The 15,052-nt window shown below is 42.5% G+C and carries 12 protein-coding genes; 8 read left to right on the top strand and 4 right to left on the bottom strand.

Annotated features, from left to right (window positions below):
* Positions 1-4: 4 nt before the first annotated feature.
* The 6 genes from AC1XUD_RS20865 to AC1XUD_RS20890 all read left to right on the top strand — a co-directional run bounded on the left by AC1XUD_RS20865 (position 5) and on the right by AC1XUD_RS20890 (position 7,631).
* Positions 5-784 carry a LytR/AlgR family response regulator transcription factor gene (locus AC1XUD_RS20865; protein ID WP_483362956.1) on the top strand — a complete coding sequence of 260 codons (780 nt, stop codon included), beginning with the start codon at positions 5-7 and terminating at the stop codon, positions 782-784.
* Positions 785-1,097: 313 nt separating this feature from the next.
* Positions 1,098-1,850, top strand: a complete 753-nt coding sequence (locus AC1XUD_RS20870; RefSeq protein ID WP_483362957.1) for an isoprenyl transferase — start codon at positions 1,098-1,100, stop codon at positions 1,848-1,850.
* Positions 1,851-1,856: 6 nt separating this feature from the next.
* Positions 1,857-4,439 carry an outer membrane protein assembly factor BamA gene (gene bamA, locus AC1XUD_RS20875; RefSeq protein ID WP_483362958.1) on the top strand — a complete coding sequence of 861 codons (2,583 nt, stop codon included), beginning with the start codon at positions 1,857-1,859 and terminating at the stop codon, positions 4,437-4,439.
* A gap of 50 nt (positions 4,440-4,489) precedes the next feature.
* The gene (locus tag AC1XUD_RS20880) at positions 4,490-5,125 is read left to right on the top strand and encodes an OmpH/Skp family outer membrane protein (protein WP_483362959.1); all 636 of its coding nucleotides are present in this window, start codon (positions 4,490-4,492) and stop codon (positions 5,123-5,125) included.
* A 10-nt stretch (positions 5,126-5,135) separates the two neighbouring features.
* Positions 5,136-5,777 (top strand): OmpH/Skp family outer membrane protein, encoded by a 642-nt coding sequence (locus tag AC1XUD_RS20885; RefSeq protein ID WP_483362960.1) that lies wholly within the window; start codon positions 5,136-5,138, stop codon positions 5,775-5,777.
* A gap of 273 nt (positions 5,778-6,050) precedes the next feature.
* Complete coding sequence (locus AC1XUD_RS20890; protein WP_483362961.1) at positions 6,051-7,631, top strand: hypothetical protein; 1,581 nt, start codon at positions 6,051-6,053, stop codon at positions 7,629-7,631.
* A 23-nt stretch (positions 7,632-7,654) separates the two neighbouring features.
* On the opposite strand, the gene AC1XUD_RS20895 is transcribed toward AC1XUD_RS20890, so the two are convergent.
* Entirely contained in the window at positions 7,655-8,413 is a 759-nt protein-coding gene (locus AC1XUD_RS20895) for a lipoprotein signal peptidase (protein WP_483362962.1), read from the bottom strand.
* 49 nt (positions 8,414-8,462) lie between these two features.
* Positions 8,463-9,665, bottom strand: coding sequence for a proline dehydrogenase family protein (locus AC1XUD_RS20900; RefSeq protein ID WP_483362963.1), 1,203 nt, complete (start codon positions 9,663-9,665; stop codon positions 8,463-8,465).
* A 182-nt stretch (positions 9,666-9,847) separates the two neighbouring features.
* Here AC1XUD_RS20900 and AC1XUD_RS20905 point away from each other — a divergent pair, with 182 nt between their 5' ends.
* The gene (locus AC1XUD_RS20905) at positions 9,848-10,942 is read left to right on the top strand and encodes a chorismate mutase (RefSeq protein WP_483362964.1); all 1,095 of its coding nucleotides are present in this window, start codon (positions 9,848-9,850) and stop codon (positions 10,940-10,942) included.
* A 91-nt stretch (positions 10,943-11,033) separates the two neighbouring features.
* Positions 11,034-12,932, top strand: a complete 1,899-nt coding sequence (locus AC1XUD_RS20910; protein ID WP_483362965.1) for a CocE/NonD family hydrolase — start codon at positions 11,034-11,036, stop codon at positions 12,930-12,932.
* Between the two features lie 164 nt (positions 12,933-13,096).
* On the opposite strand, the gene AC1XUD_RS20915 is transcribed toward AC1XUD_RS20910, so the two are convergent.
* Together AC1XUD_RS20915 and AC1XUD_RS20920 are read right to left on the bottom strand one after the other, a co-directional pair.
* Entirely contained in the window at positions 13,097-13,828 is a 732-nt protein-coding gene (locus AC1XUD_RS20915; protein ID WP_483362966.1) for a LytR/AlgR family response regulator transcription factor, read from the bottom strand.
* A complete protein-coding gene (locus AC1XUD_RS20920) occupies positions 13,825-14,898 on the bottom strand; it encodes a sensor histidine kinase (RefSeq protein ID WP_483362967.1) in 1,074 nt (357 codons plus the stop codon). Before AC1XUD_RS20920 ends, AC1XUD_RS20915 begins: the two co-directional genes overlap by 4 nt.
* Positions 14,899-15,052 lie beyond the last annotated feature (154 nt).

The following is a 15,052-nucleotide window of genomic DNA, read 5'->3' on the forward strand; positions in this document are numbered from 1 at the left end:
GCATATGCAATTTCCTTTAAAAACCGTTCTGGTCGACGACGAACCCCTCGCCTTAAGCCGCCTCAAACGACTTCTTGAAAAATATACAGACACTTTCCTGATTGTTGCCGAGGCAAAAAATGGTGCGGAGGGCCTGATCGAAATAAACAATCACCAGCCGGATATCATCTTTCTGGATATTGAAATGCCGTTGCTGAATGGGTTTGAAATGCTGGCAAAGCTTAACAGGATTCCCTTGGTTGTTTTTTCAACTGCATATGACCAGTACGCTATCAGGGCATTTGAAGAGAACTCAATCGATTATCTGCTAAAACCAGTGGAAAATGGCAGGCTTATCAAGACCATTGAGAAAATTCAAAATCTGGTCAATATCAAGAATCCTTCACAGGAACCCAATCCATATTCGGAGAATCTGCTGAGACTTCTGGAGGATATGAAGCCCAAAAAAGAACTTTTCTCGCTTTCCGTAAAATCCGGCGACCGCATCATGCTTATTCCTCTGACAGAAGTCACCTACTTCGAGGCGGAGGAAAAATATGTATTTTTGAACACAATGGATGGGCAGAAATACCTCCTTAATTATACACTTACCGCGCTTGAGGAAAAACTCCCTTCCCATTATCTACGGATCAGTCGGGCCGGGATAGTAAATTCTCATCATATTAAGGAAATCCAAAAGCACTTTAATGGAAAGTATATCCTCCTGATGCGTGATCGCCGAGCATCAAAGCTTGTGAGTGGCAGCACATATGCCGGTGTTATGAGGGATCTTCTTGATAATTAAATGGGTTTGGAAACTCCGCGCGCAGAATATTCATTTTGAAGACCCCTTACTTATTCCTAAATTGCGCCCTTGTTAATATTTTTGCAGTGATTTGGCTTGCAATGGACTGTTAATCAAGGTATTGTGTAATGTAGGTTTAAAGAATCACAATCTTAAAACCGGCATTTCGTCACAAAAGGATATAAAGTTGCGTATCCCTTTATGAAAATACGAGAATTGTTTGGCCTGCAAAAAAATCAATCAGAAAATTTGTCGACAAGATCATTTTGGTTCATTTTGTTTTGTTAAAAAAGGTTAAAGGGTTCAGGGTATAATGAAGGAACTCATAGATTTGAGCAATCTTCCCAAACATATAGCCGTTATCATGGACGGTAACGGCAGGTGGGCCCAAAACCAGGGAGCAGCACGCGTTTTTGGGCATCGTAATGCTATTAAGGCAGTTAGGGAAGTTACAGAGGGATGTGCAGAACTCGGAGTTTCGTTCCTCACACTCTATGCTTTTTCTACCGAAAACTGGGCCCGTCCCGAGTTTGAGGTGCGTGCTTTGATGGAATTGCTGGTGCAGTCTATCGGGAACGAGTTGCCAACCATGATGAAAAATAATGTTAGATTGGATATGATTGGTGACTTTGAAAGTCTTCCGAGAAGCTGTCAGAACCAATTGAACGAGGCAATTGAAAAAACAAGAAATAATACAGGTCTGAATCTTGTCCTGGCGTTGGGTTACAGCGGAAAATGGGATTTACTACAGGCAACCAAAAGAATTGCCGAAGAAGTTAAAAATGGAATTATCAGTGAGGATGCCGTAACTGAAAAATTATTGGGGTCTTATCTGGCCACCGGCTCAAGACCAGACGTTGATTTGATGTTAAGAACAGGCGGGGATCATCGGATCAGTAATTTCCTTTTATGGCAGATAGCATATTCAGAGCTATATTTTTATGACGATCTCTTCTGGCCCGATTTCCGTAAAAAGAATCTTTACGAAGCTATCCTTTCTTATCAAAACAGAGAAAGGCGATTTGGAAAAACCGGTGAACAGATTAAAGCAAACAGTGCTAAGTAAAATAATATGAACTTTTTGAAAAATTTGAGTAAACCATTAGCACTCTCTTCAAGCTTTCTGGTAATCTTTCTTCTCAGTACTTATATCGCAGACGCACAGCGAGTAGGGTTGGGTGTTGGAAACAAGCCTGCAGCCCCTATTGTTAATATGGGTATAGACCCTGCGAATCCAAAAGAATATATCATATCCGAAGTGACCGTCTCAGGAACCCAGTTTCTGGATCCAAATTCGATGATATCGATCTCAGGATTGAAGCCAGGCGATAAAATTCGTATTCCGGGACCAGCAGTTACTTCCTCCCTCAAAAAAATGATGGATTTTGGTACTTTGGACGATGTTGAAATTTTGGCAACCAAAGTGGAAGGCGACAAAGTTTGGTTGAATATCAATATTAAAGAGCGTCCAAGACTATATAAAGTATCTTTTTCAGGAATTAGAAAAGGTGAAAAAGAGACATTGACAGACAAAGTGAAGCTGATCAAAGGACGTGTAATCACGCCAACAGTTATCAAAAACACGCAGCTTGTCATCAAGAAATACTATATGGATAAGGGTTTTTACAACACCAAAGTAAAGGTGGTGCAAATCCCGGATTCATCGCGTGGTCAGGCCACTTTGAACTTCAATATTGAGAAGGGCAAAAAAGTAAAAATCGAGAAAATCGATATTCAGGGTAATACCGCGATCAGCGATGCAACCCTGAAACGTAAGATGAAAGGTACCAAGCAAAAGAGAATTGGCCGACTTTTCAACCCTTCAAAATATATACCTAAAAAGTACGACGAGGATAAGGAAAAGCTGATCGCATATTTCCGTAAGAACGGATATCGTGACGCTACTATCGAATTTGACTCAATCAAAAACAATGGCGAGACAATCAGCATTGTCATGAAGATCGACGAGGGAATCAAGTATTTCTATCGTAATATCACGTGGTCAGGAAACTATTTGTATCCCTCAAAATTCCTTAGTGATCGTTTAGGAATCAGCAAAGGGGCCGTTTACAATCCAGAAGAATTGGACAAGAAATTGAATGGGGTACCAGGTTCGGATATCAGTTCAATATACATGGATGACGGTTATCTGTATTTCCGTGTAGAACCAACCGAAAAAGCTGTTGAGGGAGACTCCATCGATATCGAACTGAGAATGTTCGAGGGTAAACAGGCTACAATCAACAGAATCCTGCTCAATGGTAATACTAAAACAAGTGACCGCGTAGTGCTTCGTGAACTTTTCACGCTGCCGGGTCAGAAGTTTAGTAAAACAGAGATTATCAACACGCAGCGTCAGCTTTCTCAGATGGGGTATTTCAATCCGGAGAAAATCCAGATTAACCCGATCCCGAATCAATCTGATGGAACTGTGGATATTGAATATACAGTAGAAGAAAAACCTTCTGATCAGATCGAGCTTTCTGGGGGTTGGGGTGGTTATATCGGTTTTGTAGGAACATTGGGATTGGTATTCAACAACTTTTCGTTGAAGAACATACCAAATCGTGAAACCTGGAAACCATTGCCATCGGGTGACGGACAGAAACTTTCGGTTCGTTTTCAAGCAAACGGTAAGCAATATCAAACATATTCTTTGGGTTTTAGTGAACCATGGTTGGGTGGTAAGAAACCGATCAACTTTGGGGTATCTCTTCAAAGAACTGTTTACCGCGCTGCTAATTATTCCTCACTATATACGGGTGCGTCAAGTAGCTTGTCATACCGTGGCGGATATTTTAACAATGGTATTACGCTTTCATTGGGGCGTCGTTTGAAAAAGCCGGATCGTAACCTTGTCATGACAAACTCGCTTTCTTACAACCGCTATCGTCTGGATAGTATCAATATCTTTGGAGGAAATTACAATACGGGAGTCTCAAACAATATTGCCTTTAATACAACGCTTTCAAGAAACACGCTTTCTGATTTCCAATTCCCAAGAAGCGGAAGTAATATCTCTTTGAGTGTGACGCTGACACCTCCATACTCTATGTTTAAGAGTAAGGATGACTATCTGGATAATACTACTGCCTACAAATGGGTTGAATATAACAAGTGGATGTTCGATGCCAGCTATTATGCAACCATCACAGGGAAGCTTGTGCTCGCAGCCAGAACTCACATGGGATACCTGGGAGCATACAACCCAAGCAAGACAGGCTACAGTCCTTTCGGCCGGTTTATCGTCGGTGGTTCGGGGCTGGCAGGTCAGGGGGCGTTCTCTTTGGCTGACCAGGATATCATCGGTTTGAGAGGGTATACAGATCAGTCGGTCGGGCCGCAGTCTGGTGGACGGGCAACTGGTGGTATTGTTTACAACAAGTATGTAATGGAACTTCGTTATCCGGTTTCACTCAATCCGCAGGCTACTATATTCTTGCTGACGTTTGCAGAAGCTGGAAATAACTGGGGTACTTATAAAGAATTCAACCCATTTGGTCTTAAGAGATCGGCAGGTGTTGGGGCTCGTATATTTATGCCGGCTTTTGGTTTGCTAGGGATCGACTGGGGATATGGGTTTGACACAGCACAAGGTCAGACGAAGGCGAGCGGGGCACAGTTCCACTTTACCATCGGACAGCAAATCAGATAATAAAACTGTATTCATTTCGTTAAGAGGGAGCAATTTATTAGCCCTGTGCCATGAAGAAGATTTTTATTTTAGTAGTTTTGTCATTCCTTTCAGTTTCAGAGCTCTTAGCTCAGAAGTTCGGTTACACCGACATGGAATACATTACCAGCAAGATGCCGGAATACAAACAGGCACAGGCGGAAATGAAAAAGTTCTCGGAAAAATGGGCAAAGGAAATCCAGGACAAGCTTGCCGAGGTGGACAGAATGCAGCGTGCATACATGGCTGAGGAGGTTTTGCTGACCGATGAACTGAAAAGAAAGAGACAAATAGAAATTAAAGAGAAGGAGGTTGAGGCGAGAGAATATAATAGTAAGATTTTTGGAATGGAAGGCATCATGTTCCAGAAGAAGAAGGAGTTGATGAAGCCGGTTCTGGAAAGGGTGCAACGAGCAGTGAACAAGGTGTGTGCCAGACAACGAGTAGATATATTATTTGATAAGTCGAGTGATGTGGGAATGGTGTATACCAATCCAAAGCATGATTATTCGGACTATATTATTGAGGAGCTGGAACTTGAATCGAAACCGGAGGCACCGGCCAAAGGAAGTAAGTCGAAGGCAGTTGCAACACCAACATCAGAAACACCAAAATCAGCCATAGAAACCAACCCTAAACAAAAAAGTACAACTAATAAACTTAAATAAGCAAGACGAAATGAAACAAAAATTTTTGGCTTTTGTGGTTTTGATGACCTCGATCAGTACCTCACTTTTAGCTCAGACCACCCCACTTACAAAGATCGGATACACTAACGTTGATGTCATTCTAATGCAATTGCCAGAAGCAAAAAAAATGCAGAATGAACTTGAGGTGGCAAAGGCACAATTTGATAAAGCAATAGGAGAGACATATAAAGAGTTTCAGGAAAAGTACGAGGCTTACCAAAAGAACGGTCCTAATATGACCGACGTGATTCGTGCGGATAAGGAAAAAGAATTGCAAAGCCTTCAGACTCGTGTTCAGGATATGCAAAACAATGCGCAAACGTCTTTACAGACTAAGCAGCAACAGTTGATGGAGCCGATCTTGACCAAAGTGAACAACGCTATTCAGGAAGTTGGTAAAGAAAATGGTTACCTGTATATCCTTAATATGGATGCTGGGGCTAACACTACGCCGATTATTCTTTACGCAGGATCCGAAGAATATGCAGTGACTAACCTTATCCTGAAAAAATTGGGAGTAGACCCTGAGAAGGCAGCCGCAGCACCGGCTACTGCTCCTGCAGGTACTAAACCGGCTGGAACGACACCAGCAACGACTACACCCGCAGCAGGCACGCCTAAGAAAAAATAAGGATAGATAAAGAATATTAAAGGCCGGGAAGTAGTCCATTCTAGACTGCTTCCCGGTATTTTGTTTTATAATACTTTAAGCGGAATTCTTTGCGTTGGTATTGCGTTTTGAGGTGTATGAAAAAAATGCAAAAATTACCCTCGCAAATGGAGCTATATTTGAGCTCTGATAAAAATAAGAAGTATAATTAACGTGCTAGTATAAGCTATTTGTTAATTTCGCGTTAAAATAGTTACCTAACTAGTGCATAGAATAAATCATATTCATGATATCATGCTTTTAAAAAAAGTGCTTTTAGTGCTTCTGATTCTTGGTGCTGCCGCTTTCGGGTCGCGTGTCATGGCGCAGGAGAATGCTTCGTTACAATTGATATTTCCCAAAGAGGCGGACTGGAATGTAATTGATGAGGGAAAGGAAATAAATTTCCATTTACAGATCAAAGGTGGTAAAAGCGACTCGGTTCGGTACAACATTACCAACGGGTTTCGCAAGGGTATGTATTTCGATTCCCTTGGCCATTTTGTATGGACTCCACCGTTTGATGTAGCCGACCGGATTAATACCAGTAAGATCGTTCCTGTAGTTTTTGAGGCGGTTAATGCAAAAGGGGAGTCGGTCTCCAAGGAAGTTCCGTTTCGGGTGATGCATGTCAACCGGCCACCTGAAGTGGATGAGTTGAAACCGTTTTACGTCCAATACCGGACACAGAACGCGTACCAGATCGATATGAATTCGGTGAGGGACCCTGATGGGGATCCGGTTATTTTCGTCCCTATTTTGGACGATATGCCGCAAGGAATGAAGCTGTCATCCGCTGGGGAAATTACATGGGATCCTTCAAGCACCCAATTTAATCTCCTTAAACAAGGTGCCCGATACATCGAATTTTGGGTGGAAGACCAACCAACAAAAGCGCGGACTAAGGGCCGTTTGAAATTGGAAATTACCCAAATGGATCTTGCGCCGGATTTTACAATTATTCCGCAAACCACCGTATTGCGCAGCGCGGAGAATAATCGAATCAATCTAAGATTCACGCTGTCCGATCCGAACGGTGACGATGATATCGCGGCATTTAACTTCATTTCTGAAAATAAAAATGTACCGGCATCTGCGTTGGTGAAGAATACTGCTACGAGCTACGAATTTATATGGGAACCGGGGTATACCTTTGTTAACGACCCGTTTGATACGCTAGCTTTCAACATTACCTTTTATGCGATAGATAAGGCGCAAAACAAGAAGGAGCGGAGCATTCGGTTTGTGATAAAGAATACGGTGGATGAAAGCCTTCGTGATAACTATGTTTACAACCTTTACAGGACGGCTTTGGTAAACGCGTGGGGTTTGCTGGAACAAATGACAGAGAGGGAGGGAGAGCTAAAGAGAGCCTATTCAAAAGCAAAAAGAGGAAAAAGAAGTCGTTCGTTGCTAAATGCTTCTTTAGGGCTCACGACTGGGCTGGCACCTGTTATTGCACCTGAGGACCCAAATACGAGAGGTTATATTACAACGATTGGCGGAACAACCGTGGCAACTGTAGGAACGCTTGAGGCGACGGAGGTAATCGGAAAATCTGTAAATGGTTTGCTTGACAGGTTCAACTACGTCATGCAGAAGAAGAATGAACTCCAGAATAAAGGGGATGTGTTTGCCCGGGAATATGCCCAGAAATCAGCGAGAAGGCAACCTGATTTTATCAGGAAATTGGATGACTTCAAGTCCTTAATGAACCTGAGCGGATTGGTCGCGTTGGAGCTGGACGCTAATTGGGAAAGCAAAAAAGAAGCGACTGACGTCGCTATCAAAAAGACCTTCAAGGATTTCGTCCCCTATACTAAGGACGAAAATTAAAAGAGATATTACGAAAAAGGAGGCTAGTCCTCCTTTTTCGTTTCTTCATCAATCGCAGTTGTAGAAGGATGGATATGTTCTTCGGGTTCTGGTGTTGGTTCTTGATGATCTGAAATCTCTGTGCCTTGCAAATCCATCTCCGTCGGCTCTTCTGACGAGTGCAAAGGTTCGTCCAAGTCGGAATGCTCGACGGTTTCCACTGGCGAATGAAAGCTTCCCTGGAATATCAGGATGCTGCATACTCCCAGGAAAATGCAAGAGTCAGCAATGTTAAAAATCGGTGTGGAATAATATTGCCCACCCCACAGAGGTACCCAGTCGGGGATGAAACCTTCCCAGAAATCAACAAATATCATATCAATAACCTGACCATGAAACCATGGAGTTGGTGAACCGTATGGCGCATTGTCAAGCAATACCCCGTAAAAGGTACTGTCAATCACGTTCCCAACGGCTCCCGCCAGTATCATAGATAAAGCCCATAGGAGGCCTCTGGATGCACCGGAGTGCGCAAGACGCACCAGGTACCAGCCAATGGCGACCATGGCTACGAGCCGAAATAAAGTAAGAAACAGTTTTCCATATTCATGACCAAGCTGCATGCCGAAGGCCATGCCAGGATTTAGAACGTAATGAAGTTTGAGCCAGTTGCCTACAAGTAAAATCTGACCGGAAAAACCAGGGCTCATGTACTTATATACCAGGAGCTTAGATAGCTGATCAATACCAATTAACAGGAAACTAAATAATAAATATGGTATTGGATTTCTTGATTTATTCATTCCTCTTATACATAAAAAACAAAAATAGAATGCGAAAGTAACAAGTTCCTTATAAAGAACCGATTCCGCGTCTATTCATTTCACTTTTAACGAGCAAATACTCCCTGCTGCTTTGGCCTGCAATCGATTTATTTTCTTCCGCTCTCCGGATAAGATACGGCAATACTGCGGAAATCGGGCCATAAGGGACATACTTCGCGATATTATATCCTTCCTTCGCAAGATTGAAAGAAACATTGTCACTCATACCAAGTAGCTGAGCAAACCAGATACGAGAATCATTATTCGCCAGTCCGAGCTTTTTCATTTTAATAGCGCAATATTGGCTACTGTATTCATTGTGGGTTCCCAGGCAAAACGCGATATCCTGAATATGCTCCATGCAAAAATCGATCGAAAGATTGTAATCAATATCAACTGCTTCCTTTGAGGTATGTATAGGATTGAAATAGTTGTTTTCTCTCGCGCGTAGTCTTTCCTTTTCCATATATGCACCGCGTACGAGCTTCGCGCCGATCTTATAACCTTTCTGGCGGGCGATCAGAAATTCACTTTTCAGCGCAGGTAACGTCTCGTGACGATATAGCTGAAATGTATTGTACACGATTGCTTCCTTCGTATTAAACTTCTCCATCATTTCGTACGTCATATCGTCGATGATGGTCTGGATCCAGCTTTCTTCCGCGTCTACAAAAATTCTTACCTTTTGGTTATAAGCATGATTGCACAATTTCTCCATTCTTGCTTTTACCCTCTGAAAAGCTGCAGCTTCGCTCGACGACAATTCGTCTTTTCTTTGAACTTTCTCGAGAAGCTCGGTCGATGCAATACCGGTTACCTTAAAAACAGAAAAAGGGATCAGTTTAGATTGAGCGGCTTTGTCAATTGTTCTTAATATTTCGGCAGCCGTATCGTCAAAGCTTTTTTCAGAATCTTCCCCTTCTACGGAGTAATCAAGGATTGTTCCTATTCCTGAGGCGCCAAGCGCCGCAATTGTGTGGTCGCAATCTGTAATCGTCTCACCACCACAGAATTGTTCAAATATGGTATAGCGGATAAGATTTTTTATCGGTAACTGAAGTTTTAGTGCGAGCTTTATAAAAAAAGTGCCTAAATTTACCACTTGAGCTTTATTCATGATGCTAAACAGCCAGTAGGTCTTGCGCAGCTGAGTATTTGATTTTGAGGCAAATGCAATAGAAGTGTCTTCAAAAAATACAGGAATTTGGTCTTTTGGGGTGGACGGCGCCATTTTATAGTTGGTTTTCCTAAATTGAGTAATTCAGGTTCAATTTGAATTAAAAGCACAAAAGTAATACGCATTAGGTATAACATTGACTTTTATTAAATTAAATGTCAATTGATTCCTAAAATGTATGAAATAAGTAACCGAATAATCATAGTTTTCTATATTTACTAAGGACAATTTTTGAAATGAATGCTTCTTTAGATATCCTACCGCTTAGCAGTTGGATTAATACCGAGGGTAAACCTTTGGTGATCGCCGGGCCTTGCAGCGCAGAGACCGAGGAACAAATGTTAGAAACCGCAAGCCAGATTAAGCAAGAAGGATTTGCGCATGTTATCCGTGCCGGAGTTTGGAAGCCTAGGACTAGACCTGGTAGCTTTGAGGGGATGGGTGAGGCTGCTTTGCCATGGCTTCAGCAAGTAAAGAAAGAAACCGGAATGCCTGTGGCAGTTGAAGTTGCCACTGCACAACATATCGACCTTGCTTTAAAATATGGTGTAGATATTCTTTGGATTGGTGCACGTACAACGGTTAACCCGTTCAACGTTCAGGAATTGGCGGATGCTTTGAAAGGAGTGGATGTTCCTGTTTTGGTTAAAAATCCTGTTAACCCTGATCTTCAGCTTTGGATCGGTGCTTTGGAAAGACTTAATCAGGCTGGTGTTAAGAAATTGGGTGCTATTCACCGTGGCTTCTCTAACGCTCAGGAAACCAAATATCGCAACTCTCCAATGTGGAATATTGCGATCGAGTTGAAAACTTTGTTCCCTCAACTTCCTGTGATCGGTGACCCGAGCCATATGGCTGGAAAACGTGCATTGTTGTTCGAACTGGCACAACGCGCGCTGGATTTGCACTATGATGGTTTGATCATCGAATCTCACCGCGATCCGGACAAAGCTTGGTCTGATGCGTCTCAGCAATTGACTCCGGCGGCCTTGAACACGATGTTGGAAGAATTGCACGTAAGAAAAGAATCTTATGGCAGCGATTACCAATCTCAGCTGGAGGTTGTTCGTGGAAAAATAGACAACCTTGACCGTGAATTGCTTGAAAATCTGGCAGCTCGTATGTCGTTGGTTGAAAAACTGGCTGAATACAAACGTGATAACAACGTTGCGGCATATCAGGTGGACCGTTTCCGTGAAGTATTGGAGACTCGCGCAGCTTGGGGTAAGAGCATGAACTTGTATCCTAACCTTGTTGACGAATTGTTCAAACTTGTGCATATGGAGTCTATCCGTAAACAAACAGAAGTAATGAATCAAATCAACGCCTGATTTGTATAACAAAAAATCAATGGCCGTGCTTCCCTGAAGTGCGGCCATTTTTTGTAAAAGTATTTGTAACCCTATCACTTCATTGATGTTAATGCTCAAAAAATCGCTTTTCCTTTTATTGATATTCTTCGCCTGTCTCTCATCGTATGGGCAGCCACAAACTGATTTCGCGAAAGAGAACTATACGAAATATGAGTATACGATTCCGATGCGTGATGGTGTGAAATTGTTTACTGCTGTATATGTTCCAAAAGACATCTCGGCCGAAAAGACTTATCCGATTATGATGCAGCGCACGCCGTATTCATGCCGACCATATGGCACAGACCTTTATCCCCGTCGCCTGGGACCTTCGGAGATATTAATGAAAGACAAGTATATTTTTGTTTATCAGGATGTTCGGGGTCGTTGGATGAGTGAAGGTGTTTTTACAGAAATGACCCCTCAGAAGGATATTCGAAAATCGGAAAAGGATACGGATGAAAGTACAGATACTTACGATACGGTCGATTGGCTGATTAAGAATATACCTAACAACAATGGGAAGGCCGGGCAGTGGGGTATATCCTATCCCGGTTTCTACGCGAGTGCCGGCACGTTGGCAAATCACCCGGCGCTGGTAGCTTCCTCGCCGCAGGCTCCCATGGCCGATCTTTGGCGCGACGACAGTTATCATAACGGGGTATTTATGTTACCTCATAACTTCGGATTTTATCCTTTCTTCACCAATCGTACAGACGATAAGCCCACTTCGAAGCCGAGCACAAAGGAGTTCTCGTACGGGACGAACGACGGATATGATTTTTTTCTAAAACTTGGCTCGCTGAAAAATACCCAGGATGGGAAATGGTATGGCGGAAAAGATCCATTCTGGACAGGAAATATGGAGCATCCTAACTATGACAGTTTTTGGAAAGAGCGAAATATTCTTCCTCATTTAAAAGGAATTAAGCACGCGGTAATGATTGTAGGTGGCTGGTATGACGCCGAAGATTTACACGGAATCTTCAAAACCTACGAGGCCGTTGAAAAGCAGAATCCCGGAATTTACAATATACTCGTGGCAGGGCCATGGACTCATGGGGGCTGGAACCGTGATGGAGATATGCTCGGCAATGTGAATTTTGGAGCTAAAACAGGCATATATTATCAGGAGAATATTGAGCGGAAGTTTTTTGCCTATTTTCTGAAAGGAGAAGGCGATGCAAATTTTCCGGAAGCGCAGGTGTTTGAAACAGGCAGGAATCAATGGAGAAATTTTGAAACATGGCCGCCTAAGAATTCAGCCGAGAAAATGTTGTTTCTGATCCCGGGCGGAAAGCTGGCTTTTGATCAAAAGCCGTCGGAAAAGCAATTCGATAGTTATGTATCAGATCCTAAAAAACCGGTTCCTTTCACCCAAACAATTTCTATCGGCATGAATTCCGATTATATGGTCGAAGACCAGCGTTTTGCGGCTCGTCGCGAGGATGTGCTCACTTATGAAACTGAAGTGCTGGAGAGCGACGTGACGTTAGCGGGAAATATAAAGGTCGATTTGCAGGTTTCAACAACCGGAACGGACGCGGATTTTATGGTGAAGATCATTGATATATATCCGGGTGACAGCAAGGATAATAGTAATACGGCGAAGAGTACCAAAATGAGCAACTTTTATCAACTCGTGCGCCACGATGGGATGAGGGGTAAATTCAGAAAGGATAGGAGCAATCCGGTACCATTCATTCCCGGTAAGATGGAAGAGGTATCCTTCGAGCTAATTGATATTCTTCATACTTTTCAAAAAGGCCACAAAATGGCCATTCAGGTGCAGAGTACAATGTTTCCGCTATTTGATATCAATCCTCAGAAATTTCTGCCAAATATCAATCATGCCAGTGACAGCGATTTTCAAAAAGCAACCATTAAAGTATTCGGCGGAAGCAGTGTGTCGGTGAGGATTTTGGAACAAACCCTGAATAATTCAAACACGAGTAAATCAAATAACTGAGATAGATTTTACCGGGTTTTTTCCTGCTCTCTCCATACTGGAATCGATCTGCGAACAGCAACCGGGGAGGAGATATTCATTCCCCTCTCTAGCCACATAACCAGCTGTGAAAGAAATGCCAAAGAAATCCTGAAGTTAAACGAAGATGAATGACAAGGTATTTTTTACATCCACTTGCTCAAAAACTGGCTAAAGGGCTCCTTATATTGATCGCTCACTGGAATTGTAGTTTGGCCAATTTGAATACTATTTTTCGTAATAGCACTGATTTGATTCAAATTGACAATAAACGACCGGTGCACTCTCATAAAATTGGAAGCGGCCAGTTTTTCTTCTAATGCCTTGAGGCTTGTGAGTGAAAGGATAGGTTTCGGGTCACTTTTCAGATGAACCTTTACATAGTCTTTTAGTCCCTCGATATATAGAATATCGGTAAAGGCCAGTCTCACCATTTGGTATTCCACTTTCAGGAATAAATATTCATCTTTTTGTTCAGGGGCGTTAACCGCTGCTTTGTTAACCAGTTCCTTATACGCTCTGCCTTTATTGGCCGCGCGGAGGAACTCTTCATAATTAAAGGGTTTTAGGAGATAGTCAATGGCATCAACACGATAACCTTCCAGTGCAAACTGATTGAATGCCGTTGTGAATATCACTTTTGGCGCGGAAGGTCCGTTTTTTTCTATCACTCTGGCAAGTTCTAGCCCCGTCAGATCGGGCATTTGAATATCCAGAAATATGAGGTCAATATCGTTGGTATGGATAGCATGAAGCGCTTCAATCGCACTAGAGTACTTTCCCGCAAGCTTCAAAAATGGCGTTTTCTCAATAAAAGAAGATACCAATCCAAGGGCAAGCGGCTCGTCGTCGACGGCAATACATTTTAATTCACTCATGCGGTTTCAAGTTCAAGCCTTACTTCATATTCTCTGTCTTTCACGTTTTCGTTAACGTCGAGTTGGTATTTACCGGGATAAAGCAAATCGAGACGGCGCTGGGTGTTGGCAAGTCCGATACCGTTGCTTTCGTCAAGTGCCGTTTGCCTTTCATTGAACAATGTATTCTTGATATCCACCATGATCTTGTTTCCAACTTGTGAAATACGGATTTCGATCTGACTTGGCTCCATGCTGCTAACGCCATGCTTAAAGGCATTTTCAATAAAAGGCAAAAATAGCATTGGTGCTATCGGAACGTCGTGAAGAGGAACAGGGGGTTCGAGGTTCACTTTCACTTTATCTGTAAGCCTGAGTTGCATCAATTGAATATAATCCTGCGCAAAGGAAATTTCCTGACTCAGCATTACGGTCTGATTTTGAGTGTCATATAGTACATATCTCATCAATCGCGAAAGCTTGTGAAGCGCCTGTTGGGCAGCTTCAACGTCGATAATGGTCAAGGCATATATATTATTAAGGGTATTAAAGAAAAAATGAGGATTGATCTGTGCTTTTAGAAAGCTGAGTTCGGAATTGATTTTTTCCTGTTCAAGATCTTTTCGATATTCTCTGTCCTCCTGCGCGTTCTTCACAGCAGCCACACTGGTGCTTATTCCTACGATCATAAGCGCAATCAACAACGCAAAGTAATCCAGGTGCTCTTTCGGTTTCTTCCTTCCTACCAGCGCTTTGGCACTCTCAAATGCCTTATCCATATATTCGGAATGAGATATCATGATTTTAACCTGATCAATGAGGAAGGCAAGGCAGATTACAGACACGACATTAAATGCAATAAAAATCAGGTATCGGTTTCGGGCAAGGTATTCGGGATACCAATAATAGTAGTTCATATAGAACACCACTACCAGCAGCAATAACAACACTCCCTGCTTGATCCAAAACGTATGAGGTAGTTGAATTTGCCAGCTCATCGGCTGCCACATGAGGAATAGGATGAGAAAACTCCATCCCAGCAAATGCATCAGGACTAGGAAATACTTTCGATCTGAGGTTTCCGAGTTCATCGGGATAGATATGCTTTGTTAGTGGAAAGCCTATTTTTGGAGTTACAATTTTAAAACTAATTAAGTTAAAATCTTTCAGCAATCGATCAAAGCATCATTATTATCGACCGATTGCCGTTTCAAATCTATTGATACACAAGAGGTATATACTTGC

This window comes from Dyadobacter sp. HNCC25DJ184 (assembly GCF_056895215.1).